This window comes from Streptomyces sp. WP-1, from assembly GCF_030450125.1.
GTDB lineage: Bacteria > Actinomycetota > Actinomycetes > Streptomycetales > Streptomycetaceae > Streptomyces > Streptomyces incarnatus.
Genome location: NZ_CP123923.1, coordinates 5,121,683 through 5,146,642 on the forward strand (window position 1 = coordinate 5,121,683; position 24,960 = coordinate 5,146,642).

The following is a 24,960-nucleotide window of genomic DNA, read 5'->3' on the forward strand; positions in this document are numbered from 1 at the left end:
GCGGGGGGACTTGCCGCGGCGCCCTCAGTCGGGGCGACGGCCGCGGCTGCTCGGCCGGGAGGCGACCCAGGCGCGGACGGTGTCGGCGTACCAGTAGGGCTTGCCGCCCTCCACATGGTCCGGCGGGGGCAGCAGCCCGTGCTTGCGGTACGACCGCACGGTGTCCGGCTGCACCTTGATGTGCGCCGCGATCTCCTTGTAGGACCAGAGCCGGCGGTCGGTCATGAGCTGCACCTCCCCGCGCGCACCGCGGCGACGGCCGGGGACGGCCGTCGGGGGAACCGGGCGCTGCGCTGGCGATCATCAAGCCTGCGCCCGGACAACGACGCACCGTCACCAACGGTCAGCCCCTGTCGACCGGGTGTGACGCAGCGCCCGCGTATGCGCAACATGTGTGACAGAAGAGGGGTATTTGTGACACAGCTGACGCAAAGTGGGGCGCGGGCGCGCGCATGGCCGGCCCCGGGCCCGGGAACGAGCACGGGGCCTTCATCGTCCGTATGTCCGGACAAAGCATTGACAGTGTTCCGTGGGCAGGACTAGAAAGCCGGGAGAGCCGGGACGAAGGGGAGTCGATGGCGTACGACCTGATCACCATGGGCCGGATCGGGGTGGACCTGTATCCGCTCCAGGCCGGGGTCCCGCTCGCGCAGGTGACGTCCTTCGGCAAGTTCCTCGGCGGCTCGGCGGCCAACGTCGCGGTGGCGGCGGCGCGGATGGGGCGGACCACCGCCGTGATCACCCGTACCGGCGACGACCCCTTCGGCACCTATCTGCACGACGCGCTGCGCGCCCTCGGCGTCGACGACCGCTGGGTCACCTCCGTGCCCGGACTGCCCACGCCGGTCACCTTCTGCGAGATCTTCCCGCCGGACGACTTCCCGCTGTACTTCTACCGGCAGCCCAAGGCCCCCGACCTGGAGATCGAGGAGGGCGAGCTGAACCTCGACGCCATCGCCGCCGCCCGCGTCTTCTGGGTGACCGGCACCGGACTCAGCGAGGAGCCCAGCCGCACGGCCACCCTCGCCGCCGTCGCCCACCGGGACCCGTCCGGCGTCACCGTCTTCGACCTCGACTGGCGGCCGATGTTCTGGCGCGACCCCGAGGCGGCCCGCCCCCACTACGCCGAGGCCCTGCGCCACGCCACCGTCGCCGTCGGCAATCTGGACGAGGTGGAGATCGCCACCGGCACACGCGAACCGCACGCCGCCGCACGGGCGTTGCTGGACGCGGGGGTCCGGCTCGCGGTGGTGAAACAGGGGCCCGAGGGCGTCCTCGCCGCCGACGCGGACGGGGCGGTGGTGGAGGTGTCCCCGCTCCCCGTCACCGTCCTCAACGGCCTCGGCGCCGGGGACGCGTTCGGCGGCTCCCTGTGCCACGGGCTGCTGGCCGGCTGGGACCTGGAGACCACCCTGCGGGGCGCCAACGCGGCCGGCGCCATCGTCGCCTCCCGCCTGGAGTGCTCCTCCGCGATGCCCACCCCCGACGAGGTGTCCGCCGCACTCACCGCCGGAGCCGTGCGGTGAGCGGGGGCGGCGCCCGGGATCAAAGCGGCCCCCCGGCCGGGAGCGGAGGTGCGAACGGGAGCGGGGGCGCGAACGGGACTGATGGCGCGGGCCGTTCGGAGGGCGCGGGCTGTATCGAGGGCGCGGCCCGGGCCGAGGGCCGCGCCGGCCGCGTGGGTCGTGGCGAGGGCGGCCCCGGGGGCGCGGGCCATGGCGGGGGCGCGGCCGGGACCGGGGGCGAGGGCCGTTCGGAGGGCGCGCGCCGGGCCGAGGCCCGTGCCGCTCGGGCGCGCCCGGCCGGAGGCCCGGGTCCGGCCGCTCCCCGGCCCCCCGTCGACATCGCCGCACTGGCGCGCGTCCGTGCCCGGAACCCCGAGGCGATCGCCGAGGCCGCCGCCCGCCGCCGGCGCCGTCCCCTGCTGAACGACACCGGCCGGCTGCTGATCGTCGCCGCCGACCACCCCGCACGCGGCGCCCTCGCCGTCGGCGACCGCGAACTCGCCATGGCCGACCGCGCCGACCTGCTCGGCCGTCTCTGCCTCGCGCTGTCGCGGCCCGGTGTCGACGGCGTCCTCGCCACCGCCGACGTCCTGGACGACCTGCTGCTGCTCGGCGCCCTGGAGGACAAGGTGGTCATGGGCTCGATGAACCGCGGCGGGCTGCGGGGCGCGCGCTTCGAACTCGACGACCGGTTCACCGGGTACCGCCCCGAGGACATCGCCCGCCTCGGCTTCGACGCGGGCAAGCTGCTGCTGCGCCTCGACTACACCGACCCCGGCTCCCTGACCACCCTGGAGTCCGCCGCCCGCGCCGTCGACGCGATGGCCGCCCGCCGGCTCCCGGTCTTCGTGGAGCCCTTCATCAGCCGCCGCACCCCCGGGGGCGTCCTGGTCAACGACCTCTCCGCCGAGGCCGTCACCCGCTCCATCGCCATCGCCTCGGGCCTCGGCGGCAGTTCGGCCTACACCTGGCTGAAGGTGCCGGTGACCGAGGACCCGCGGGACATGGCCCGGGTGATGGCCGCCTCGACCCTCCCCGCCGTACTGCTCGGCGGTGACACAGCCGACCCGTCCGCCGACCGGAACACCGCGCACGAGAAGTGGCGCGGCGCGCTCCACCTGCCCACCGTGCGCGGCCTGGTGGCCGGCCGCGCGCTGCTGTACCCGGCGGACGGTGATGTGGCCGCCGCCGTGGACACCGCCACCGCACTGCTGCGAGAGGCCGCATGACCAGCGACGATCTGTATCTTCCCCGGGGTACCGCGGCGAGCGCCGAGTACGCCCTCGACATCGGGCCCGAGCGCGCCGGATGGACCTACAGCGCCCTGCGGATCGCCGAGTTGTCCCCGGGGGGTAGCCATACGTTCATCACCGGGAACAGTGAGTGGATCGTGCTTCCGCTGGAAGGCGGATGTACCGTTCGAATCGAGGAAAGCGAGTTCCAACTCCTGGGTCGGGACAGCGTGTTCGCGGGGGCCTCGGACTTCGCGTACGCGCCCCGTGACGCCCGGGTCCAGATCGCCTCCGGCGCGGGAGGCCGCTTCGCCCTGGCAGGAGCGAAGTGCGAGCGACGACTCCCCGCCCGCTACGGCCCCGCGCCGGAGGTCCCCGTCGAGCGGCGCGGCAGCGGCACCTGTGCCCGCCAGGTGCGCAACTTCGCCGCCGCCGACGCCTTCGACTGCGACCGGCTGATCGCCGTCGAGGTCCTCACCCCCGGCGGCAACTGGTCCTCGTACCCGCCGCACAAGCACGACGAGCACCGGCCGGGGGAGGAATGCGCGCTGGAGGAGATCTACTACTTCGAGATCGAGGGGCCGGACGGCTTCGGCTACCAGCGGGTGTTCCCCTCGCGCCCCGGCGGCGCCGACGTCCTCGCCGAGGTCCGCTCCGGCGACGCCGTCCTCGTCCCCGACGGCTGGCACGGTCCCTCCATCGCCCAGCCCGGACACGCCATGTACTACCTGAACGTCATGGCCGGGCCCGGCGAGAACAGGGAGTGGCGGATCCGCTTCCACCCCGACCACACCGAGACCACCGGGGGCTACCGATGACGACCCGGCTCACCGTCGCCCAGGCGCTCGTCCGCTTCCTCACCGCCCAGCACACCGAACGCGACGGCGAGCGGCACCGGCTGATCGGCGCCACCTGGGGCATCTTCGGCCACGGGAACGTCGCGGGCATCGGGCAGGCACTGGTCGAGTACGCGGGCGTGATGCCGTACCACCAGGGCCGCAACGAGCAGTCCATGGTGCACGCGGCCGTCGGCTACGCCCGCCAGTGCGGACGCCTGGCCGCCCACGCGGTGACGACCTCCATCGGCCCCGGCGCCACCAACCTCGTCACCGGCGCCGCCCTCGCCACCGTCAACCACCTCCCCGTCTTGCTGCTCCCCGGCGACGTCTTCGCCACCCGCCCCGCCGACCCGGTCCTCCAGCAGCTGGAGGTGCCGCACGCGGGCGATGTCTCGGTCAACGACACGCTGCGCCCGGTCTCCCGCTACTTCGACCGGATCACCCGCCCCGAGCAGCTGATCCCGAGCGCGCTCGCGGCCGTGCGGGTGCTCACCGACCCGGTGGAGACCGGTGCGGTCACCCTCGCCCTGCCGCAGGACGTGCAGGCGGAGGCGTACGACTGGCCCGAGGAGTTCTTCGCCGAGCGGGTGTGGACCGTACGGCGCCCGGGCCCGGACCCCGCCGAACTGGCCCGCGCGGCGGCGGCCGTCCGGGCCGCCCGCCGCCCCCTGATCGTCGCGGGCGGCGGCGTCCGCCACAGCCGCGCCGAGGCGGCCCTCGCCACGTTCGCCGGAGCGAGGGGCATCCCCGTCGCGTCCACCCAGGCCGGCAAGGGCGCGCTGCGGTACGACCATCCGCAGGACGTCGGCGGGATCGGCCACACCGGCACCGCGACCGCCGACGAACTGGCGCGCACCGCCGACCTGGTGATCGGCGTCGGCACCCGCTTCACCGACTTCACCACCGCCTCCGGCACCCTCTTCCAGCACCCGGACGTCCGCTTCCTGCACCTGAACATCGCGCCCCACGACGCCCACAAACTGGCCGCGCTGCCCCTGGTCGCGGACGCCCGCACCGGCCTGGAGGAGCTGAGCGAGGCGCTGGCGTCCCACACGGCGGACGGCGCGTACGTGGACGAGTACACGGCGGGCAAGGCGCGCTGGGAGCGGCGCGTCGACGCCTGCTTCGCGAGCCCCGACCCCGCCGCCCGGCCGACCCAAGCGCAGGTCATCGGCGCGCTGGACGCCCTGGTGGACGAGTCGGACATCGTGATCAACGCGGCCGGTTCGCTCCCCGGCGATCTGCACAGGCTGTGGCGGGCGCGCTCCCGCGACCAGTACCACCTGGAGTACGGCTACTCCTGCATGGGCTACGAGATCCCGGCCGCGCTCGGCGTGAAGCTGGCGGCGCCGGGGCGCCCCGTCTGGGCGCTGGTCGGGGACGGCACGTATCTGATGATGCCGACCGAGATCGTGACCGCCGTCCAGGAGGGCATCGCGATCAAGGTGCTGCTGGTGCAGAACCACGGGTACGCGTCCATCGGCGGGCTCTCGGAGGCGGTGGGCGGCGAGCGGTTCGGCACCGCGTACCGGTTTCGGACGCAGGAGGGCACCTACACGGGCGCCCCGCTGCCCGTCGATCTCGCGGCCAACGCGGCCAGCCTGGGGATGCGGGTGCTGCGGGCGGGGAACGTCCGGGAACTGCGCGCGGCGCTCGCCGAGGCGCGGGCCGCCGACACTCCCACATGTGTCTACGTCGAGACCGAAACGTCCGACACTGTGTCGGGCGCGCCCGGGGCGCAGGCCTGGTGGGATGTTCCTGTGGCCGCGAGCGCGACCCGAACCCCCGCGGTCACGGCACGTGAGCAGTACGAACGGCACGTCTCGACCCGACGCCGCCATCTGTGAGTAAGGAGTCTCTGGGCATGACGAAGATCGTCAACCACTGGATCGGCGGGAAGACCGTCGACGGCGCGTCGGGCACGTACGGGCCGGTCACCGACCCCGCGACCGGCGCGGTCACCACCAAGGTCGCCTTCGCCTCCGTCGAGGAGGTGGACGCGGCGGTCGCCGCCGCCAAGGACGCCTTCGCGACCTGGGGCCGGTCCTCGCTGGCCCAGCGCACCACGATCCTCTTCAGGTTCCGGGCGCTGCTGGACGCGCACCGCGACGAGATCGCGGAGCTGATCACCGCCGAGCACGGCAAGGTGCACTCCGACGCGCTCGGCGAGGTCGCCCGCGGCCTGGAGATCGTGGACCTGGCCTGCGGCATCAACGTGCAGCTCAAGGGCGAGCTGTCCACGCAGGTCGCGAGCGGCGTGGACGTGGCCTCGATCCGCCAGCCCCTCGGCGTGGTCGCGGGCATCACGCCGTTCAACTTCCCGGCGATGGTCCCGATGTGGATGTTCCCGATCGCCGTCGCGACCGGCAACACCTTCGTGCTCAAGCCGAGCGAGAAGGACCCCTCCGCCTCCCTGCGCATCGCGGAGCTGCTGGCCGAGGCCGGGCTCCCGGACGGCGTGTTCAACGTGGTGCACGGCGACAAGGTGGCCGTGGACCGGCTCCTGGAGCACCCGGACGTGAAGGCCGTCTCCTTCGTCGGCTCCACCCCGATCGCCCGCTACATCCATGCCACCGCCTCCGCCAACGGCAAGCGCGTGCAGGCCCTGGGCGGCGCCAAGAACCACATGCTGGTGCTGCCGGACGCCGATCTGGACGCGGCGGCCGACGCGGCCGTCTCCGCGGCCTACGGTTCGGCCGGCGAGCGCTGCATGGCGATCTCGGCGGTCGTCGCGGTCGGCGCCATCGGCGACGAGCTGGTGGCGAAGATCCGCGAGCGCGCCGAGAAGATCAAGATCGGTCCGGGCGACGACCCCGCCTCCGAGATGGGCCCGCTGATCACCGCCGCCCACCGCGACAAGGTCGCCTCCTACGTCACCGGCGCCGCCGCCGAGGGCGCCGAGGTCGTCCTGGACGGCACCGGCCACACGGTCGAGGGGTACGAGGACGGCCACTGGATCGGCATCTCGCTGCTGGACAAGGTGCCGACGACCGCCAAGGCGTACCAGGACGAGATCTTCGGCCCGGTGCTGTGCGTGCTGCGCGTGGACACCTACGAGGAGGGCGTGGCCCTCATGAACGCCTCGCCGTTCGGCAACGGCACCGCGATCTTCACCCGGGACGGCGGCGCCGCCCGCCGCTTCCAGCTGGAGATCGAGGCCGGCATGGTCGGAGTCAACGTGCCGATCCCGGTGCCGGTGGGCTACCACTCCTTCGGTGGCTGGAAGGACTCGCTCTTCGGCGACCACCACATCTACGGCAACGACGGCACGCACTTCTACACCCGCGGCAAGGTCGTCACCACCCGCTGGCCCGACCCGGCCGACGCCCCCGCCGGCGTCGACCTCGGGTTCCCGCGCAACCACTGAGCGCGAGACATAACCCCCGCTCTCCCCCCGTCAGGCCGTCCGGATACCGGACGGCCTGACATTTTTTTGAAACGTCGGCTGCGGTTCCCGTTCATGTGGATGAAACGGGTGACGAAGGGGTTGCCGGGAGATGACCTTCGAAAGCAAGGTCAGATCACATACAGGCTTGATGGATGCACCTATGGGGCCTTGTTGCCTGCGAATCTGATCCACGGCGACGCGTGTCCATGGTGCGGATTCCGAAGGTAAACACCCATTGACGTGGCGGTTTTCGTCGGGGTTCCCTATGGGCGCCGGGAGCGGACGAAGACGACCGTACGACGACGATCCGCCGGAGGCGATAGCGCTCCCGACCCCTCACCCTCACGCACGACACGAGTCGATCGGATTCCGCCGCATGACCGACACGCTCCGCCCTGTCGAGACGAGCCTCCCGGAGGCCACGGACAGTCCTCAGAAGCTCAAGCGCTCCATCGGCGTGGTCGGCGGCACCCTGCTCACTCTGTCGTGCGTCACACCGGCCTCCACGCTCTTCGTGATCGTGCCGGACCTGTTCTCCAGCCTGGGCACCGCGACCGCGCTCTGCCTCGCCATCGGCGCGCTGCTCTGTATCCCGGTCGCCTTCTGCTACTCCGAGCTGGGCACCCTGATCCCCAGCGCGGGCGGCGAGTACGCCATCGTCTCCACCCTGGCGGGCCGGCTGTCCGGCTGGCTGGCGTTCGTGATGTCGCTCCTCGTCGTGATGATCGTCCCCCCGGTCATCGCGATGGGCACCGCCGACTACCTGGCCCCGATCGTCCACCTCGACCCGTCCTGGACGGGCGCGGGCGTGATGATCGCCGCCACCCTCGCGGGCCTGCTCGACCTGCGCGCCAACGCCTGGATCACCGGCATCTTCCTGGTTCTTGAGGTCATCGCGGCCGGCGTCGTCGCCGTCCTCGGCTTCGCCCACTCCCACCGCGGCCTGGGCGCCCTCACCTCCTTCCAGATCGCCGGCGAGCACGCCCACGTCAACCCGGTGACGGCCATGATGGTCCTCTCGGGGCTCGCCATCGCGCTCTTCGCCACCCAGGGCTTCTCCACCGCCGTCTACCTCTCCGAGGAACTGGAGAACCCGCGCCGCAACGTCGCCCGCACCGTCCTCGCCACGCTGGCCATCTCCAGCGTGGTCATCCTGGTGCCGGTCACCGCGATCACCCTGGGCGCCGGTGACCTGACCTCCCTGACCGGCGGCAACATCTCCAGCATGGTCATCGCCTGGAGCAACTCGGCCGTCGGCACCTTCGTCAGCCTCTGCGTCGCCCTCGCGATCATCAACGCGGGCATCGTGATGGTCATCCAGAACTCCCGCGTCCTGTTCGCCTCCGCCCGCGACAAGGCCTGGCCCTCGCCGGTCAACAACGCCCTGTCCAAGCTCGGCCGCTTCGGCTCCCCCTGGGTCGCCACCCTGGTCGTGGGCGTCCCCGGCGCGCTCCTCTGCTTCGTCAACCTGGACACGCTCTACGGCGTGACCGGCGTCGCCGTCACCGCCCTCTACCTGCTGGTCGCCGTCGCCTCCCTGCTCGCCCGCCGCGGCCACCACGGCACCCGCAAGGCCTGGCGGATGCCGCTGTGGCCCGCCATGCCGGTCCTGCTGATCGCCGTGCTGGCCTACATCCTGGTCGAGCAGGAGGTCTCGTACCTGCTCTGGACCGGCGGCATCACCGTCGTCGCCACCCTCTACTGGGCGCTCTACCTCCGCCCCCGGCAGCAGACCCGCTGGCTGGTGTCCGTCCCCGAGGACGCCCAGGAGGCCTGAGCCCTCCCCGGCCCGCGGCCCCCGGTACCCCCCTCACCTCCGGTACCGGGGGCCGCGGGCCGCGCTACCACGGATGTAGTAGGGGACCACCCCCACTACTCCCCCGGGAGGGGCCCCGGTTCAGCCCTGGGGGGTCCGGCGGATGTCAGTGGCGGCCCGTACCGTTGAGGCATGGATCTTCGTGTGGCCCGGCTGCGAGGGCTGCTCAAGGGACCGCGGCGGCTGGTGGCCGCCGCGGCCGCCGTCGTGGTGCTCGCGGGCGCCGGGACCTGGACGGCGGCCGCCTCCGGCGGACCCGAGCCCGTGCACCGCGCCGACCGGATCATGACCATGCCGGGCGGCGTCCGCCTGGACACCTCGTACTTCACCGCGGGCCCCGCCGGCCGCCGGCCCGCCGTCCTGCTCGCGCACGGCTTCGGCGGCAGCAAGGACGACATGCGCCGGCAGGCCGAGGACCTCGCCCGCGACGGGTACGCGGTCCTGACCTGGTCCGCGCGCGGCTTCGGCCGGTCCACCGGCAGGATCGGGCTGAACGACCCGAAGACCGAGGTCGCCGACGTCTCCCGGCTCATCGACTGGCTCGCGAAGCAGCCCCAGGTACGGCTCGACAGGCCCGGCGACCCCCGCGTGGGCGTGGCCGGCGGCTCCTACGGCGGCGCGATCTCCCTGCTCGCCGCGGGGTACGACCACCGGGTGGACGCCATCGCCCCGGCCCTGACCTACTGGAACCTCGCCGACGCCCTGTTCCCGAACGGCGTCTACAAGAAGCTGTGGGCCGGGGTCTTCTTCGGTGAGGGCGGCGGCTGCGCCCGCTTCGAGCCCGCCCTGTGCCGGATGTACGAACGGGTCGCCACCTCCGGCACCCCGGACGCGGCCGCCCGCGCCCTGCTCCAGGAGCGCTCGCCGTCCGCCGTCGGCTCCCGCATCAAGGTGCCCACCCTGCTGGTGCAGGGCCAGACCGACTCGCTCTTCCCGCTCGGCCAGGCCGACGCCGCCGAGCACGCCATCAAGGCCAACGGCGCCCCCGTCGACGTCGACTGGGTCGCGGGCGGCCACGACGGCGGCGACCTGGAGACCGGCCGCGTCCAGAACCGGGTGCGCGCCTGGTTCGACCGGTATCTGAAGGGCGACAAGGGCACCGGCACCGGCCCCGCCTTCCGCGTCACCCGCACCGGGGGCGTCGACTCCACGGACGGCACCGCCCAGCTGCGCGGGGCGAGCGCCGACACCTACCCGGGCCTGCGCGCCGACCGGCGGGCCATCGCCCTGTCCGGCCGCACCCAGCACCTCGCCAACCCGGCCGGCGCGAGCCCGCCCGCCGTCTCCGCGCTGCCCGGTCTCGGCGGCTCCGGCGGCCTCGGCCAGCTGTCCGCGCTCGGCCTCGGCACCGCCCTCGACTTCCCCGGCCAGTACGCCCGCTTCGACTCCGCGCCGCTCACCCGCACCCTTCAGATCACCGGCACCCCGACCGCCCGCGTCCACGTGACCTCCACCGGCGGCGACGCCGTGCTGTTCGGCAAGGTCTACGACGTCGGCCCCGGCGGCAAGCAGCAGGTGCTGCCCTCCCAGCTCGTCACCCCCCTGCGGGTGACCGGCGCCAAGAGCGGCAAGGACGTCACGGTCACCCTCCCGGCGATCGACCACGAGGTGCAGAAGGGCCACCGGCTCCGCCTCGTCCTCGCCGCCACCGACCTGGGCTACGCCTCACCGGCCGCCCCGGCCACGTACACCGTCACCCTCAAGAGCGCGCTGAGCGTCCCGACCGCGCCCGCCGTGCGCACCGCCGCCGCCCCGCTGCCCTCCTGGGTGTGGTGGCTGCCGCTCGCCGGCGCGGGCATCGCCGCCGTCCTGCTGCTGACCGCCCGCCGCCGTACGACCGCCCCGGCGCCCGACCCCGCACTGGCCGGGGTCCCGCTGGTCATCGAGGACCTGAGCAAGCGGTACGCCGGATCCGCCGACCGGTACGCGGTGCGCGAGCTGTCCTTCCGCGTCGAGCGGGGCCAGGTGCTCGGGCTGCTCGGGCCCAACGGCGCGGGCAAGACCACCACCCTGCGCATGCTGATGGGCCTGATCACCCCGGACGACGGCGAGATCCGCGTCTTCGGGCACGCCGTCCGCCCCGGCGCCCCGGTGCTCTCCCGGGTCGGCGCCTTCGTGGAGGGCGCGGGCTTCCTGCCGCACCTGTCCGGGCGGGAGAACCTGGAGCTGTACTGGCGGGCCACCGGCCGCCCCGCCGCGGACGCCCACCTGGACGAGGCCCTGGAGATCGCCGGGCTCGGCGACGCGCTGGCCCGCGCGGTGCGCACGTACTCCCAGGGCATGCGCCAGCGGCTGGCCATCGCCCAGGCCATGCTCGGCCTGCCCGATCTGCTCATCCTGGACGAGCCCACCAACGGCCTCGACCCGCCCCAGATACGCGAGATGCGCGAGGTGATGATCCGCTACGCGGCCGCCGGGCGCACCGTGATCGTCTCCAGCCACCTCCTCTCCGAGGTCGAGCAGTCCTGCACCCACCTCGTGGTGATGGACCGCGGCCGGCTCGTGCAGGCCGGACCCGTGCGGGACATCATCGGCTCCGGCGACACCCTGCTCGTCGGCACCGCGCGTCCCGTGGAGGAGCCGGTGGTGGAGAAGGTGGCCGCCCTGCCCGGCGTCGCCTCCGCCGTGCGCACCGGGGACGGGCTGCTGATCCGCCTGGCGGCGGGCGGCACCGCCGAGCGGCTGGTCGTGGAGCTGGTGAAGCTGTCGGTGCCCATCGCCTCGGTCGGCCCGCACCGACGCCTGGAGGACGCGTTCCTCACCCTGATCGGAGGTTCCGCATGAGCACGCTCACCGAGGTGGCCTCCGGTTACCGCACCCGGGGCACCCTGCCCCTGCGCGTGGAGCTGGTCCGCCAGCTCAAGCGGCGCCGCACCCTGGTGATGGGCGCGCTCCTCGCCGTACTGCCGTTCGTGCTGGTGATCGCCTTCGCCGTCGGCCACCCCTCGGGGCGCGACGGCCAGGTCACCCTGATGGACACGGCCACCGCGTCCGGGGCCAACTTCGCCGCGGTGAACCTGTTCGTCTCGGCCGGCTTCCTGCTGGTCGTGCCGGTCGCCCTGTTCTGCGGGGACACCGTGGCCTCGGAGGCCAACTGGTCCTCGCTGCGCTATCTGCTGGCCGCGCCCGTGCCCAGGGCCCGGCTGCTGTGGTCCAAGCTGGTCGTGGCGCTCGGGCTGAGCCTCGCCGCGATGGTGCTGCTGCCGGTCGTCGCCCTCGCCGTCGGCACCGCCGCCTACGGCTGGGGGCCGCTCCAGATACCCACCGGCGGCGCACTGGACCCCGGCACCGCCGTGCAGCGGCTCGCGGTGGCGGTGGCGTACATCTTCGTGTCCCAGCTGGTCACCGCGGGGCTCGCGTTCTGGCTGTCGACCAGGACGGACGCCCCGCTCGGCGCGGTCGGCGGCGCGGTCGGGCTGACCATCGTCGGCAATGTCCTGGACGCCGTCACCGCGCTGGGCCACTGGCGCGACTTCCTGCCCGCGCACTGGCAGTTCGCCTGGGCCGACGCCGTCCAGCCGCACGCCGAGTGGTCCGGGATGATCCAGGGCGCCGCGCTCTCGGTGACCTGCGCGCTGGTGCTGTTCGCGCTGGCCTTCCGGGGCTTCGCCCGCAAGGACATCGTCTCCTGAGGCCCCGGCCGGGTCCCGCGTCCGGCCGGTCCCACGCCCGCCCGGGTGCCGCACACAGCGAAACGGCGGGCCACCGGGGGGAACCGGTGACCCGCCGTCGCGGGAGTGCGTCCGTCAGCTGCCGACGGCGCCGTTGCCCGACAGGGCGGAGATGTCGTCCAGGATGTGCGAGAGCGGCTCGTCGCCCTTCGCCTGCGTGGAGTTCTCCGTGCACTGCTGGGTCTGCGGCGAGGACAGGATCGGGATGTCCTGGACACCGACGTTGACCAGGGCGACCAGCGACTGGGCGTCGATCTTCGCCGGCAGGCCGATGCAGGGCTTGTTGAGCGAGCCTTCGACCAGCGAGAGCTGCGGGCTCATGTTGCCGGCGGTGGCCGAGTTGCCGAAGGACGACGTGGCGCCGTTGCCGCTGAGCGACGTGGTGCCGTGGTCGTTGCCGATGGCGAGGGCCTGGGGAGCCGCCGCACCGGCCAGACCGGCGACGGAGGCGGCAACGGCCGCGGTTGCCCACAGCTTCTTCATGTTCGTTCCCTTTCGAAAGGCGGACTCCGGGGAGGAGCTGCGTGACCGTCAACTGCCCGGGCGGGTGCGTGGTTGCGGCGTTTGCCCCGTTCGGAGCAGTGTGGTCGGATGAATGGATGAACGTCCCCTGTCGAACCGGTGCCGGGACGGCGAAACGGCGGGCCACCGGGGAGACCGGTGACCCGCCGTCGCGGGGCTCGACTGCTCAGCTGCCGGCGGCGCCGTTGCCGGACAGGGCGGAGATGTCGTCCAGGATGTGCGACAGGGCCTCGTCGCCCTTCGCCTGCGTGGAGTTCTCCGTGCACTGCTGGGTCTGCGGCGAGGACAGGATCGGGATGTCCTGCACGCCGACGTTGACCAGGCCGACCAGCGACTGGAGGTCCGCCTTCGCCGGCAGACCGATGCAGGGCTTGTTGAACGAGCCCTGGATGAGCGCCATCTGCGGGCTCATGTTGCCGTAGGTGGCCGAGTTGCCGTACGTCTGCGCGGCGCCGTTGCCGCTGTAGGACGTCGTACCGGTGTCGTTGCCGATGGCCAGGGCCGGCGCCGCGGCGGCGGCGGAGGCACCGACGACGGCGGAGGCGACCGCGGCGGTGGCCAGAACCTTCTTGATCACTTGCTGTTCCCTTCTGAAGACACCCCGTCCACCGGAGCGATCTGGTTCAACGGTTCCGTACGCCCACGGGTTGTCATCGTTCACTCCAATGGCCCACATTCCGCCGGGAGTCGGCGGTCGGCCGGTGAATGCCCTGAATACCGCCGGACGATCCGATCGGGTGACGCCCCGCAACCAAACGGCGGCGGCCCGGTTGAAGCCAGGGCAGGAACATGCGTCTTGGCGAAAGCCAGGAAAGGAATGCGAAATGCTCAAGAAGGCAATGGCCGCGGCGGCGGTCGCCGCGTCTTTCATCGGTGTGTCTGCGGCGGCGGCCCCCCAGGCGCTTGCCATCGGCAACGACCACGGCACGACGTCGGCCAGTGGCAACGGGGCCCATGAGTCGTTCGGGAACGCCGCGACCCGCGGCAACCTGAGCCCGCAGGCCACCCTGGTGGGCGGCTCGCTCAACGACCTGTGCGTCGGTCTGCCGGTGAAGGCGGATGTCCAGTCGGTGCTCGCCCTGGTCAACGTCGGTGTCCAGGACATCCCCGTGCTGTCCTCGCAGCAGATCCAGCAGTGCGCCGAGAACTCGACGCAGGCGAAGGACGACGAGCCGCTCTCGCACATCGCGGACGACATCTCCGTCCTGGCGGGCAACGGCGCCGTCGGCAGCTGAACACGTCCCACCCCGAGTGCCGTCCGGGCGCCGCACCGATTTTCCGGTGCGGCGCCCGGGCGGTTTTGTCGTTCTTCCCGACGAAGCACCTATCCGTTAATCGTCCAAGGTGTCAATTCTATGGGGGCGTTCGAGTGAATTAGGGGGCCCAGGACGTTCCAGGGTTTCTCCGGCTGTCTATGCCTCGTTTTACAACCTGCCGGTCATGGTGCGAGCCGTTCAAGGCTGTGCTCGCTCGGTTTCGACCGCTCATAGGGGCATGACCGTCAGAGAAGGGAAATTCCATGAAGAAGAGCGCTGCAGTCGTCGCCGGTGCCCTCCTGGCACTGGGCGGGGCCGCCCCCGCCTTCGCCGACGCCGGTGCCGGGGCCGTCGCCGCCAACTCCCCTGGCGTGCTGTCCGGCAACGTGATCCAGATCCCTGTGCACGTTCCGATCAACCTGTGCGGCGACTCCGTCGACATCATCGGTCTGCTGAACCCCGCGTTCGGCAACACCTGCGCCAACGGCTGACGTTCGGTACCCACCGCACGCCAGCCGGCCGGCTGCGTTCAGGCCGGCCTCGGACCGTCGATCCATAGATCCATTGGCCCGGGGCCGGCCTTCCCACATCTTCGAGCAGTTCGAGTAGGAAGACTACGAGATTGCGACAGACCCTCAGCAAGGGCATGGTCGTGGCCGCAGCTGCCGCGACCGGCGTGCTTTCGTTGTACGGCACGGCCGCGCTCGCCGACTCCAACGCGCAGTCACTGGCCCAGGGTTCACCGGGCGTGCTGTCCGGCAACAGCATCCAGGTCCCGGTGCACGTGCCGGTCAATGTCTGCGGCAACTCCGTGGACGTGGCCGCGCTGCTGAACCCCGCGTTCGGCAACTCCTGTGCCAATGGCGGCCATTCGGCCACCCACCACCACACGGGTTACGGCAACGACTCGTACGGCGACGACGAGCCGACCCCCGCCTCCTACGGCAAGCCGGACCCGACTCCCACGCCCACGTCGTACGGCCACGACGACCCCACACCGCCGGCGTACGGCAGCCCGGATCCGACGCCGACCCCGACGTCGTACGGCAGCGACGAGCCGACACCGACCTCCTACGGGAGCGACGAGCCGACGCCGACCCCCACGTCGTACGGCAGCGACGAGCCGACGCCGACGCCGACGTCGTACGGGAGCGACGAGCCGACCCCGCTGCCCTCCTACGGCAGTGACGAGCCGACCCCGCCCGGTTCGTACGGCAACGACGAGCCGCCCACCCTGCCGCACACCGGTGGCAACGCCAAGGCCATGATCGCGACCTCGGCCGCGAGCGCCGCGCTGATCATGGCGGGTGCGGTGCTCTACCGCCGCGGCCGGACGGCCGCCCGTCGGTGACCTGCCGGGTGCCGGACCCCGAGCGTCCGGCACCCGCCGCCCAGGACCCCCGCGCACGCCCGTGCGGGGGTTTTCGGCATGGGCGCCCAAGGCCCTTCCGAGCGGCCTCCGTCGGACTTCACTCCTTTGGCGGCACAACCCGGGGGAGCGCGACGCGTTGACACAACGCCGGGCATCCGCCCGGATGTTTGTGTCTATTCCAAGGAGCACCTCTCCATGTCGCGTATCGCGAAGGGTCTGGTCCTGACCTCCGCCGCCGTCGCGGCCGTCGCCGGCGCCGCCGGTGCCGCCGCCGCCTCCTCCGGCGCGGACGGCGTTGCCGCCAACTCGCCCGGTGTCATCTCGGGCAATGTCATTCAGGTCCCGGTCCACATCCCGGTCAACGTCTGCGGTGACAGCATCGACGTCATCGGTCTGCTGAACCCGGCGTTCGGCAACACCTGCGTCAACGGCTGACGTCCGGGGCGCACACCCCTTCGACCGGCCGTCCACTCCGCGCATCCGTCGCGGAGGTGGGCGGCCGGTTCTCATGTCCGCCCATCCCCCGGACGGGGCAGTGGCGGGCCCGGACGGGGCACATGGCGTCGCGAGCGGTTGCGGGGCGGGTGGGGCGAACTGACGGTGGGCTCAGACCCCGAAGCCCAGCCGAAAGGAACCCGCATGCGTGCTCTGCCCGTCCGGCGCCTCGCGTCCACCGCTCTGAGCGCCGCCGTCATCGCCGCGATCACCGGCCCGGTCGCCGTCGCCGTCGACACGGCGCGCGGCCATGGCGAGGCCCCCGCCTCCCAGACCGCCCTGCCCGGCGCCGCGAAACTCCTCGCCCGGGTCAGGACCCTGGACCGCGCGGGCACCCTGCCCAAGCCGGTCGTCGAACTGCTCGACCGCTCACTGACGAAGGGCCGACTGCCCGCGGCGGAGGCCGAGCGGCTCGGCGAGGCGGCGAAGCAGGCCGTCGTACGGGCGTTGGCGGCGGGGACGGCCGGGGCGCAGGCTCCGGGCGGGCCGACGGCTGCCGCGGTCCCGGCGGCGCCCGTCGCTCCGGCGCCCGCTGCTCCGACGGCTGCCGCTCCGGCCCAGGCCGCGACCCCCGCGAGCCCGGCCGCCCCCGCCAAGCCCGCCCCCGTCCCCTCGGGATCCGAGTCCCAGTCGGCGCTGCCCGAGCCGGCCGCGTCGCCCGCCGTACCGCTCAGCCCGGCCCCGCGGGGGGCGGCCCGCAGCGTGCCGGTCGCCCGTGACCTCGTCAGCGATGTGCTGGCCGCGGTGGACGCCCTGGTGCAGGCGGCCGTCTCCGACGTCGACCAGGTGGTCGCCGCCGCCGACACCCTGGTCGACCAGCTCCTCTCCGCCCTCGGCATCGGCGTGCCCACCCCGACCCCCACCCCGACGACGCTTCCGAGCGTGCCCGCGGCGGGCTGACCCGCGGAGTCCGGCCCCGGGTCCCGCCCCCTTCCGGCCGAGGCATGTTCATATGTCTTCTCGGCCATGGGGTTTCCGCTCCGCCGCGACGCTCGTTGGACACGTCGTTGCCGAAGAAAGGAACACGATGAAGTCCCTGAAGGCTGCCGCCGTCCTGGCCGGTTCCGTTGCCCTCGCCGGCGTCGCCGCGCCCGCGTTCGCCTACAACGCCTCCGACCTGACGCCCTCCAGCCTCAACGGCGCCGTCGACCAGCTCGCCAAGGGTGACTACTCCCTGCGGGACCTGATGCCGCTCCAGCACCAGTCGAACGCCCTCGACACCGAGGACAAGGACTCCGTGCTGCACTCGGTCAAGGGCGCCACCACCGCGCTGAACCAGCACAACCCGCTGCTCGGCGGCCTGCCCCTGAAGGGCTGACATCCTCCGCGCGCCCGGGGCCGGTACCGCATCCGCGGTACCGGCCCCGCCCCTTTCCAGGCCGTTTCCCTCGTTCGTGTGGAGCCCCCCGGTCCACTGGTCCGGACGGGTGAGAAGCCGCCGGGCCGCCCCCGGGCGCGTCGGTATGGTCGCGCGGTGACCTCAACCACCACGGAACTGCGCCCCGCCGACCTCGGCACGCTGGTCGTGCTGCCCTGGAGCGGCGCGGCCCCCGACGGCACCGACATGCCCTACCTGCTGGCCTACTCCCTGGGGGACGCCGCGGGCGGCCCCCAGGTGACCGCGGCCGCGGTCGAGCAGCTGCTGGTGAGCAACGGACTGCCGGTCGGCGGCGACCTCGTCGACGGCACCTACCGGCCCAGCCTCCCCATCACCCTGCTGGTGGAGGCCGGGCAGGCCGTCGTACGGATGCCGCGGCTGATCGCGCAGGCCCCCGCGCCGCCCGAGTGGCTCGCCGCCGTCCGGGCCCGCGGCTTCGCCTACCTGGTGTTCACCACCCGCGCGTGGCCCGAGGGCGCGCCCGGCAGGATCGTCCAGCCGGACGCGCTGGCCGCGTTCGCCGGCGCCCCGGAGACCCTGCACGCCGCCGCGCATGTCGTGCTGCCGGCCACCAGTCTGCGTGGCTGACGGCGTGGACGAGGGCCGGGGCCCCGGCATACGGCGGCGCGGACAAGGGGCCGTACGAGCGTGAGCCGCCGGTGACCGACCGGCTGACGAGCGCGACCGGTCGTACGAGCGCGATCGGCCGGTGAGTGTGACCGTGGCCGGTCGGGCGACGGCGGGTACGGCCGACCGGCTCACCAGGACGACCAGGTAACCATGTCGTCCATGCCGACTATTACGGCAACCGGGGGAATTGTCGCGCCGCCCCGTTCTCCGTCCCGGCACCGCCCGTTACGCGATACGGACGCCGAACTCCCGCATCCGGAAAGGGCCGTACCCGAGATGAAGCCGACCACCCGAGGAACCCTCGCCGCCGTGCTGACCGGCGTCGCGGCCGCCGCGAGCGCGACCGCCCCCGCCGCCGCGGCCGGCGCGATCCCCGTGCCCGTACCGCTCCAGGGTGTCTCCCACTCCCTCGGCACGCGGATGCCCGAGGCCACGCTGGAGGTGCCGCTGCTGACGCCGGGCGCGCCCGAGGGGCCGCGCTATGTCACCGGCCGGCTGCTGCCCGAGCCGATCCTGCCGAGGCTGCCGATCGGCGGGACGCTGCCCGGCGCCGACCTGCGGGCGCCGCTGCCGCATCCGCTCGGCGACCGGCTCGGCGTCGACGCCCCTGCCGCCGGGCTGCACACCGCCGGACCCGGTCTGAACCTGGTCGCCCCCCTGACCGCGCCCGACCCGCACCTGTTCGGCCTGCCCGCCCCCCGGCTCCCGGAGGCGGGCCTGCTCGCCCCGGCCCTGCGCACCGTCGCGGGCGGCGACCTGGGCGTGGGGCCCGCCCGGTAACCCGCAGGGCTCCCTCACCAGCGCCGTTCGGCCGTACGCCGGTGACCCGGCCCCTCCTCGTCCGTTAGCGGGTACGACATCTGTTCCCGGACGAGGAGAGTGCGATGGTCGACGGCGACGACGCAGCTGCGGCGGCCGCAACAGAGCAGGTCAGAGCGGATACGACGGCCGGCCTCGGGCGCAGGCGGGTGACGCGGGGGCTGCTGTCCTGCGTCGCCGCCCTCGCCCTCGCGCCGGTCGTCGCCGCCTCCCGGCCGGTGCCCCCGGCCGCCGGCGGTGACTCCTTCGACGAGACGTACCGGGGCCGGCGCATCCAGGGCGTCCGGCTGCCGGCCGCCGGACGCAGCACGGCCGACGAGGCCTGGCGGATCACCGTCGACGGCCGCCCGCTGCATCTGATGCGGCGGGCCGACGGCACCTGGCTGAGCATGGTCGACCACTACACGTCGTACCGCACGCCCCAGGAGGCGGCGCGGGCCGCGGTGGACGAACTCGGGCCCGGCCAGCGGCTCAGCGACCCGGCCCCGGGCCCGCTGGAGGGCGCGCTGCCCGACGGCGTCAAGGACATGATGGACCGCATGGGCATGACCATGGACACGGGCGGCATGGACATGGGCGGTACCGGCATGGGCGGCACCGACATGAGTGCGGGGACGGGGACGGGGGGCCGGTATGGCGTACGTGCGTAAGAACGTCGGCGCCCTCACCGCGACCGAGCGGAAACGGTTCGTGGACGCCCTGCTGGAGGTCAAGCGGCGCGGCCAGTACGACGAGTTCGTGCGCACCCACATCGCGTACTTCGCCGCCGACGGCGAGACCCATCTGCGGGCCGCCCACATGGCGCCGTCCTTCCTGCCCTGGCACCGCCGGTTCCTGCTGGACCTGGAGAACGCGCTGCGCCGCGTCGACTCCTCGGTGACCCTGCCGTACTGGGACTGGACCCGGGACCGCACGGCGACCTCGGTGCCCTGGACCAAGGACCTGCTCGGCGGCAACGGCCGCAGCTCCGACCAGCAGGTGACGACCGGCCCGTTCGCCTACTCGACGGGCAACTGGACCATCAGGGAGGGCGTCACCGACGGCCGCTACCTCACCCGCGACCTCGGCCGCGCCGCCTCACCCCTCCAACTGCCCACGAAGGACGACGTGAACTGGGCGCTGAACGACCCGGTCTACGACGTACGGCCCTGGGACTCGACCGTCACCCAGGGCTTCCGGAACAAGCTGGAGGGCTGGGGCACCGGCAGCGGCAGCGCCTCCTGGCACAACCACAACCGGGTGCACCGCTGGGTCGGCGGGGCGATGCTCGGCGCCGCGTCGGTCAACGACCCGGTGTTCTGGCTCCATCACGCCTACCTCGACATGCAGTGGGAGCGCTGGCAGCGGGCGCACAGCAGCCACCGCTATCTGCCGGCCGATCCGCCCGGCGCCGGTGACGCGCAGCACGGCCGGGTCGTCGCCCGGCACGAAAAGCTGCCGCCGTGGAGCGACACCCCGGATCAGCTGGAGGACATGAGCGGCGTCTACCGGTACGCGTGAACTCACACCGGGGTCACCGGTACGGGTGAATTGCCGTCGGTGTACGCCAGGGGGTTCGGTCCGGTGACGCGCGCGAAGAGCCCCGGCGCTCGGAGGTGCCGGGGCTCTTCGCGGTGCGCGGGCGAGGTGTCAGTCGCCGTAGTCGGCGCTGGGCCGCGCGAGGGCACCGCCCTGGTTGACGCAGGTGTTGCCGAAGGCCGGGTTCAGCAGACCGATGACGTCGATGCTGTCACCGCAGACGTTGACCGGGATGTTGACCGGAACCTGGATCACGTTGCCGGACAGCACGCCGGGCGAGCCGACGGCCGCGCCCTCGGCGCCCGCGTCGGCCAGAGCCAGCCCGGCCGAACCGATCACCACGGCACCGGTGCCGAGGGCCACGGCGGCTGCCTTCGCGATGCGAGACATCACGTTCCTCCTGTCGCTCGGGATTCGCGACGGCTGCTCCCGCCGTCGCACTCCACGTTCAACGCGGCCGTCCGACAGGGGTCACGGTGATCGGCGGGGGATCACCCTTTCAACAGACAGACGCCCGTTCTCGGCGGATTCACGGCAATTGTCGTACCGGAGATTTCGCCAGATAGGACTGAATGTCCTCCACGGCCTGGGTGAAGTACGTCCGGTAGTTGGCCGCGGAGACATAGCCGAGATGCGGGGTGGCGAGCAGGCGGGGCGCGGTGCGCATGGGGTGGCCGGCGGGCAGGGGCTCGATGTCGAAGACGTCGACGCCGGCGCCCGCGATCCGGCCCTCGTGCAGCGCGGCCAGCAGTGCGTCCTGGTCCACCACCGAGGCGCGGGAGGTGTTGATCAGGTAGGCGGTCGGCTTCAGGAGGGCGAGTTCGGCGGCGCCGATCAGCCCCCGGGTGCGGTCCCCGCCGGGCACGTGCACGGAGACGAAGTCGCTGCTCGTCAGCAACTCCTCCTTGGAGGGAGCCAGTTCCACCCCGGCCGCCGAGGCGCGCTCCTCGGTCAGCCGAGGGCTCCACGCGCCGACCCGCATCCCGAAGGCGAGCCCGACCCGCGCGACCGAGGTGCCGATCCGGCCGAGCCCGAGCACACCGAGACGGGCGCCGTGCAGATCGGCGCCGACCGTGGACTGCCAGGGGCCGCCGGTGCGCAGCGCGGTGTTCTCCTGGACGATCCCCCGGGCGAGCCCCAGCAGCAGCGCCCAGGTCAGCTCCACCGGGGGAGTCCCGGAACTCTGCGTCCCGCACACGGTGACACCGTGCTTCTCGGCCGCGGCGTAGTCGATCACGGTGTTGCGCATCCCGGTCGCCACGATCAGCCGCAGCCGGGGCAGCCGGGCGAGCAACGAGCCCGGGAAGGCGACGCGTTCGCGCAGGGTGACGACGATGTCGTACTCGGCGAGCGCCGCGGCGAGCGCGTCCTCGTCGGCCAGGTGCTCCCGCAGCGACACGACCTCCACCGCGTCCCCGAGCACCGACCAGTCGGCCGACTCGACGGCCACACCCTGGAAATCGTCTAGCACCGCACAGCGAAGTCGCACGCCGTTCTCCCCTCACGTTCCGAGCACTTCGAGCGCCTCGAAGTATGTCGGACGGCGGGCGAGCGGCGCGCTCCCCGAACGACTCCCGCGTCCGCACCGCGACCAGGGCGTCAGGAACGTTCCCCAGGTGGCCGTCGCGCCGACCGAGGTACCAGATCTCCGCCACGGCCTGTGGGCCGGGGCCACCGGTGCGACGGGCCGGCGGTTGCGCCTGCCGCTCAGGGCCGGGTCAGCGGGCTGCTGCCTGCCAGGCCTGGAGTACGCATGCGTACGCCGCGTCCAGGGCGTCGTACCGTGTGGCGCCGTCCGTGGTGAGGGCGGCGTCGGCCGCCTCGGCCGCGCGCGCGAGCGGGCGGGCGACGTGCGCGGGGGTGGTCGGGGCCGTCGCGAACTTCCACAGCTGTGCCACGAGCACGTCCAGTGTCGAACCGGTGCCGACACCGGCAGGTCCCCTCGGGCCCGCGAGGGCGGGGATCCAGCCGCTGTCGGCGGCGAGCGCCTTGCGGAGCCCTTCCATCAGCTCGTCGCCGGTCGGGCGTTTCTCGTCGTTCATGTGGGGCTCGGTCTCCATGAGTGCAGAGGGAAGAAGGGGCCGGACGAGCGGGACGGGGGAACGCGGCGTCCCGCGCTTGCCGGGCACGTGCCGGGTCATTTCGGGCATGCCTCTGTCGGCCGCGGAGGGGTGCGGGAGTGCCGGCGCGGCCGGACTCCTTCGGCAGACCGCGGCGTGCGGCCCGTCGGCGTGGCCGTGTTCGCCGGAGGGCGTGGGGGGAGGGGGGAGTGCCCCGGGGCGTCGGAGAGGTCCGGCGGCCCCGGGGAGCGGCTTCACGGCGGTGTCGGCACGGAGGGGTGGGGGCCCGGTTCCCGGTTCCCCGGGGGGTGCCCCTATGTCTTTTGCGGCTTCGGGGAGGTCAGGCCCCCGGAGCCGCCAGGCGCTCCGTGAGGTGGGTGACCACGTCGGCCAGTCCGATCTCGTGCTGCGCGCCGTCCTTGAGGTCCTTGAGGACGACGGCCTCGCGCTGCCACTCGTCGCGCCCGACGATGACCGCGAAGCGGGCGCCGTCGCGGTCGGCGCGCGAGAGTTCCTTGCCCAGCTTGCGCGGCTCCAGCGTGGTCGAGGTGCGGATCCCGGCCTGCCTGAGCCGGCGGGCGACCTCGCGGGAGGCGGGGACCAGGTCGTCGTCGACGGGGATCACGCTGACGTCCACCTCGCTGCGGGCCTCGGGGAGCAGGCCGTGGGTGCCGAGGAAGTCGTGCAGGGTGACGTCGCCCATCCCGAAGCCGATGCCGGGGATGCGCTGGTTGGTGAAGAGGCCGGCCAGGTCGCCGTAGCGGCCGCCGCCGAAGAGCGAGCGGTTGTTGTCCGGCGAGCGGTCGAACACCTCGAAGACGGTGGAGGTGTAGTACTGCAGGCCGCGCACGATGAAGGGGTCGAAGACGAAGAGGTCCCTGGCCTCGCTCTTCATCACCCGCGCCAGTGTGGAGGTCTCGCGGACCTCGTCCGGGAGGGCGGTCAGCACCTCGGCCCCGGAGCGCAGCGTGGATTCCAGGAGGTCGAACATCCGGGCGTCCAGGCCGAACTCCGCGGCCTCCTCGCGCAGCTTCTCGGCCGGCACCTTCTCCCAGCGGTCGATGAGGGCCATCGTCTGCTGGTGCGCGCTCTCGGGCACCTTCACCACGTCGCGCAGGATGCTGTTGAGGATGGCGCGGTCGCCCACCCGCAGCAGCCACATGTCGCGGGTCGCGCCGAGCGAGCCCATCAGGTCGTGGATGAGTTCGAAGATCTCGATCTCGCAGTTCGGGCTGTCGGACCCGAAGATGTCCACGTTGAGCTGCCAGTGCTCACGGGTACGGCCGCGCTGCGGCCGCTCGTAGCGGTGGCAGTTGACGTGGCTGTACCAACGCACCGGGAACTGGAGGCTGTTGGCGTTGGCCGCGATCATCCGGGCCACCGAGGGGGTCATCTCCGGGCGCAGCGCGATCCGGCGCCCGCCGCGGTCGGTGAGGGAGTACAGCTGCTGGTCGGCGATCTCCTGGCCGGACTTCGCCTCGTAGATCTCCGCGGACTCCAGGATCGGCCCGTCGTAGCGGCCGTAGCCGTAGCGCTCCACCGTCTCGTACAGATGGCTGAACACCTGCTGTCGGACGGACATCTCGGCAGGGAGGAAATCCCTGGTGCCGCGGTAGGGAGCGGTGGGCAGCAGACGACTCACGGAGGGGCTCCTATGGGGGTCACGCGTAGTGAAGGGCATTGTAACAAGGGGGGGTTGACGTCATGTCAGAGTTGTGGTGCGGGAGTCCCCGCGGGCGTGCGGGGTCCCACCACGGCCGATCCCACTCTGACGTGCGTCGCGCCCGCGGCGATCGCGGCCTCCAGGTCTCCGCTCATGCCGGCCGACATCACCACGGCGTCCGGGTGGTCGGCGAGCAGCCGTTCCCGTACGTCGTGCAGCCGGGCGAACGCCCGGTCGGCCGGTTCCAGGGGCGGGGCGACGGCCATCACCCCGGCCACGGTGAGCAGGGGCTGTTCGGCGATGAGCGCGGCGAGCCGGGGGACCTCCTCGGGGTGGGCCCCGCCGCGTCCGGGGCCCGCGTCCAGGCTGACCTGGATCAGGCAGCGCAGCTCCCGCTCGGCGCGGCGGGCGGCCTTGCCGAGCGCGGACACCAGGGAGGAACGGTCCACGGAGTGCACCATGTCGGCGTAACGGGCCACCGAAGCCGCCTTGTTGGTCTGGAGCTGGCCGATGAAGTGCCAGGTCGGGGCGGGGGAGAGGCCGGCGCAGGCCGCCGCCTTCGCGGACGCCTGCTGGTCCTGGTTCTCGCCCACGTCGCGCACGCCCAGCCCGGCCAGCAGGCGGACGTCCTCGGCGGGCCGGTTCTTGGTGACGGTGATGAGCGTGATCCCCGAGCCGTCGCGTCCGGCCGCCCGCGCGGCGTCCGCGATCCGGGCGCGCACGTCGGCCAGCCGCTGGGCCAGGACGGCCCGCCGGTCTGTCAGGACGCCGGGGTCCAGGTGTCGGCCGGGGGCGG

Annotated in this window: 26 protein-coding genes; 18 read left to right on the plus strand and 8 right to left on the minus strand. The window is 72.9% G+C overall.

Annotated elements, in window-relative coordinates; all coding sequences use genetic code 11:
- Nucleotides 1-24: 24 nt before the first annotated feature.
- Nucleotides 25-225, minus strand: coding sequence for an AlpA family transcriptional regulator (locus QHG49_RS22540; protein ID WP_037651666.1), 201 nt, complete (start codon nt 223-225; stop codon nt 25-27).
- Nucleotides 226-575: 350 nt separating this feature from the next.
- Between QHG49_RS22540 and iolC the strand changes: the two genes are divergently transcribed.
- The 8 genes from iolC (at nt 576) to QHG49_RS22580 (ending at nt 12,412) form a co-directional block, all read left to right on the plus strand.
- Nucleotides 576-1,526 carry a 5-dehydro-2-deoxygluconokinase gene (gene iolC / locus QHG49_RS22545; protein WP_301490972.1) on the plus strand — a complete coding sequence of 317 codons (951 nt, stop codon included), beginning with the start codon at nt 576-578 and terminating at the stop codon, nt 1,524-1,526.
- Between the two features lie 317 nt (nt 1,527-1,843).
- On the plus strand, nt 1,844-2,734 hold the full coding sequence (locus QHG49_RS22550; RefSeq protein ID WP_301492890.1) for a deoxyribose-phosphate aldolase: 891 nt from the start codon (nt 1,844-1,846) through the stop codon (nt 2,732-2,734).
- Nucleotides 2,731-3,555, plus strand: a complete 825-nt coding sequence (gene iolB / locus QHG49_RS22555; protein ID WP_301490973.1) for a 5-deoxy-glucuronate isomerase — start codon at nt 2,731-2,733, stop codon at nt 3,553-3,555. The genes QHG49_RS22550 and iolB overlap by 4 nt, the downstream gene beginning before the upstream one ends.
- Complete coding sequence (iolD, locus tag QHG49_RS22560; protein ID WP_301490975.1) at nt 3,552-5,423, plus strand: 3D-(3,5/4)-trihydroxycyclohexane-1,2-dione acylhydrolase (decyclizing); 1,872 nt, start codon at nt 3,552-3,554, stop codon at nt 5,421-5,423. The genes iolB and iolD overlap by 4 nt, the downstream gene beginning before the upstream one ends.
- 17 nt (nt 5,424-5,440) lie before the next feature.
- On the plus strand, nt 5,441-6,943 hold the full coding sequence (gene mmsA / locus QHG49_RS22565) for a CoA-acylating methylmalonate-semialdehyde dehydrogenase (protein ID WP_159701510.1): 1,503 nt from the start codon (nt 5,441-5,443) through the stop codon (nt 6,941-6,943).
- 397 nt (nt 6,944-7,340) lie between these two features.
- Entirely contained in the window at nt 7,341-8,741 is a 1,401-nt protein-coding gene (locus tag QHG49_RS22570; protein ID WP_145485415.1) for an APC family permease, read from the plus strand.
- A gap of 171 nt (nt 8,742-8,912) precedes the next feature.
- Entirely contained in the window at nt 8,913-11,564 is a 2,652-nt protein-coding gene (locus tag QHG49_RS22575) for an alpha/beta fold hydrolase (protein ID WP_301490978.1), read from the plus strand.
- On the plus strand, nt 11,561-12,412 hold the full coding sequence (locus QHG49_RS22580; RefSeq protein ID WP_301490980.1) for an ABC transporter permease: 852 nt from the start codon (nt 11,561-11,563) through the stop codon (nt 12,410-12,412). Before QHG49_RS22575 ends, QHG49_RS22580 begins: the two co-directional genes overlap by 4 nt.
- Nucleotides 12,413-12,526: 114 nt before the next feature.
- Here the strand turns inward: QHG49_RS22580 and QHG49_RS22585 are convergent, their stop codons facing one another.
- Nucleotides 12,527-12,934: a rodlin gene (locus QHG49_RS22585; RefSeq protein ID WP_145485417.1), complete on the minus strand. Its 408-nt coding sequence runs from the start codon at nt 12,932-12,934 to the stop codon at nt 12,527-12,529.
- A 205-nt stretch (nt 12,935-13,139) separates the two neighbouring features.
- Entirely contained in the window at nt 13,140-13,550 is a 411-nt protein-coding gene (locus QHG49_RS22590; RefSeq protein WP_093677378.1) for a rodlin, read from the minus strand.
- A gap of 247 nt (nt 13,551-13,797) precedes the next feature.
- Here QHG49_RS22590 and QHG49_RS22595 point away from each other — a divergent pair, with 247 nt between their 5' ends.
- From QHG49_RS22595 to QHG49_RS22640, 10 genes are all read left to right on the plus strand, one after another.
- A complete protein-coding gene (locus tag QHG49_RS22595) occupies nt 13,798-14,208 on the plus strand; it encodes a rodlin (RefSeq protein WP_145485418.1) in 411 nt (136 codons plus the stop codon).
- A 284-nt stretch (nt 14,209-14,492) separates the two neighbouring features.
- The gene (locus QHG49_RS22600; protein WP_145485419.1) at nt 14,493-14,720 is read left to right on the plus strand and encodes a chaplin; all 228 of its coding nucleotides are present in this window, start codon (nt 14,493-14,495) and stop codon (nt 14,718-14,720) included.
- Nucleotides 14,721-14,851: 131 nt separating this feature from the next.
- On the plus strand, nt 14,852-15,580 hold the full coding sequence (locus tag QHG49_RS22605; protein WP_301490985.1) for a chaplin: 729 nt from the start codon (nt 14,852-14,854) through the stop codon (nt 15,578-15,580).
- 216 nt (nt 15,581-15,796) lie between these two features.
- Entirely contained in the window at nt 15,797-16,036 is a 240-nt protein-coding gene (locus tag QHG49_RS22610) for a chaplin (RefSeq protein WP_111584533.1), read from the plus strand.
- A 204-nt stretch (nt 16,037-16,240) separates the two neighbouring features.
- Nucleotides 16,241-16,996 carry a hypothetical protein gene (locus tag QHG49_RS22615; protein ID WP_301490987.1) on the plus strand — a complete coding sequence of 252 codons (756 nt, stop codon included), beginning with the start codon at nt 16,241-16,243 and terminating at the stop codon, nt 16,994-16,996.
- A 127-nt stretch (nt 16,997-17,123) separates the two neighbouring features.
- Entirely contained in the window at nt 17,124-17,414 is a 291-nt protein-coding gene (locus QHG49_RS22620; RefSeq protein WP_145485421.1) for a hypothetical protein, read from the plus strand.
- A 156-nt stretch (nt 17,415-17,570) separates the two neighbouring features.
- Nucleotides 17,571-18,062 (plus strand): DUF5949 family protein, encoded by a 492-nt coding sequence (locus QHG49_RS22625; protein ID WP_145485422.1) that lies wholly within the window; start codon nt 17,571-17,573, stop codon nt 18,060-18,062.
- Nucleotides 18,063-18,380: 318 nt separating this feature from the next.
- Nucleotides 18,381-18,884 carry a hypothetical protein gene (locus QHG49_RS22630; RefSeq protein ID WP_145485423.1) on the plus strand — a complete coding sequence of 168 codons (504 nt, stop codon included), beginning with the start codon at nt 18,381-18,383 and terminating at the stop codon, nt 18,882-18,884.
- A 104-nt stretch (nt 18,885-18,988) separates the two neighbouring features.
- On the plus strand, nt 18,989-19,573 hold the full coding sequence (locus QHG49_RS34150; RefSeq protein WP_145485424.1) for a tyrosinase cofactor: 585 nt from the start codon (nt 18,989-18,991) through the stop codon (nt 19,571-19,573).
- Nucleotides 19,557-20,423, plus strand: a complete 867-nt coding sequence (locus QHG49_RS22640; protein WP_145485425.1) for a tyrosinase family protein — start codon at nt 19,557-19,559, stop codon at nt 20,421-20,423. Before QHG49_RS34150 ends, QHG49_RS22640 begins: the two co-directional genes overlap by 17 nt.
- 129 nt (nt 20,424-20,552) lie before the next feature.
- Here QHG49_RS22640 and QHG49_RS22645 read toward each other — a convergent pair whose 3' ends face one another.
- The 5 genes from QHG49_RS22645 to QHG49_RS22665 all read right to left on the minus strand — a co-directional run bounded on the left by QHG49_RS22645 (nt 20,553) and on the right by QHG49_RS22665 (nt 24,928).
- Nucleotides 20,553-20,831 (minus strand): chaplin, encoded by a 279-nt coding sequence (locus QHG49_RS22645; RefSeq protein WP_145485426.1) that lies wholly within the window; start codon nt 20,829-20,831, stop codon nt 20,553-20,555.
- Between the two features lie 139 nt (nt 20,832-20,970).
- The gene (locus QHG49_RS22650; protein WP_159701504.1) at nt 20,971-21,930 is read right to left on the minus strand and encodes a D-2-hydroxyacid dehydrogenase family protein; all 960 of its coding nucleotides are present in this window, start codon (nt 21,928-21,930) and stop codon (nt 20,971-20,973) included.
- A 229-nt stretch (nt 21,931-22,159) separates the two neighbouring features.
- Nucleotides 22,160-22,501, minus strand: a complete 342-nt coding sequence (locus tag QHG49_RS22655) for a hypothetical protein (protein WP_301490989.1) — start codon at nt 22,499-22,501, stop codon at nt 22,160-22,162.
- Nucleotides 22,502-22,841: 340 nt separating this feature from the next.
- The gene (hisS, locus tag QHG49_RS22660; protein ID WP_145485429.1) at nt 22,842-24,143 is read right to left on the minus strand and encodes a histidine--tRNA ligase; all 1,302 of its coding nucleotides are present in this window, start codon (nt 24,141-24,143) and stop codon (nt 22,842-22,844) included.
- A gap of 65 nt (nt 24,144-24,208) precedes the next feature.
- Complete coding sequence (locus tag QHG49_RS22665; RefSeq protein ID WP_159708179.1) at nt 24,209-24,928, minus strand: YggS family pyridoxal phosphate-dependent enzyme; 720 nt, start codon at nt 24,926-24,928, stop codon at nt 24,209-24,211.
- Nucleotides 24,929-24,960: the final 32 nt, after the last annotated feature.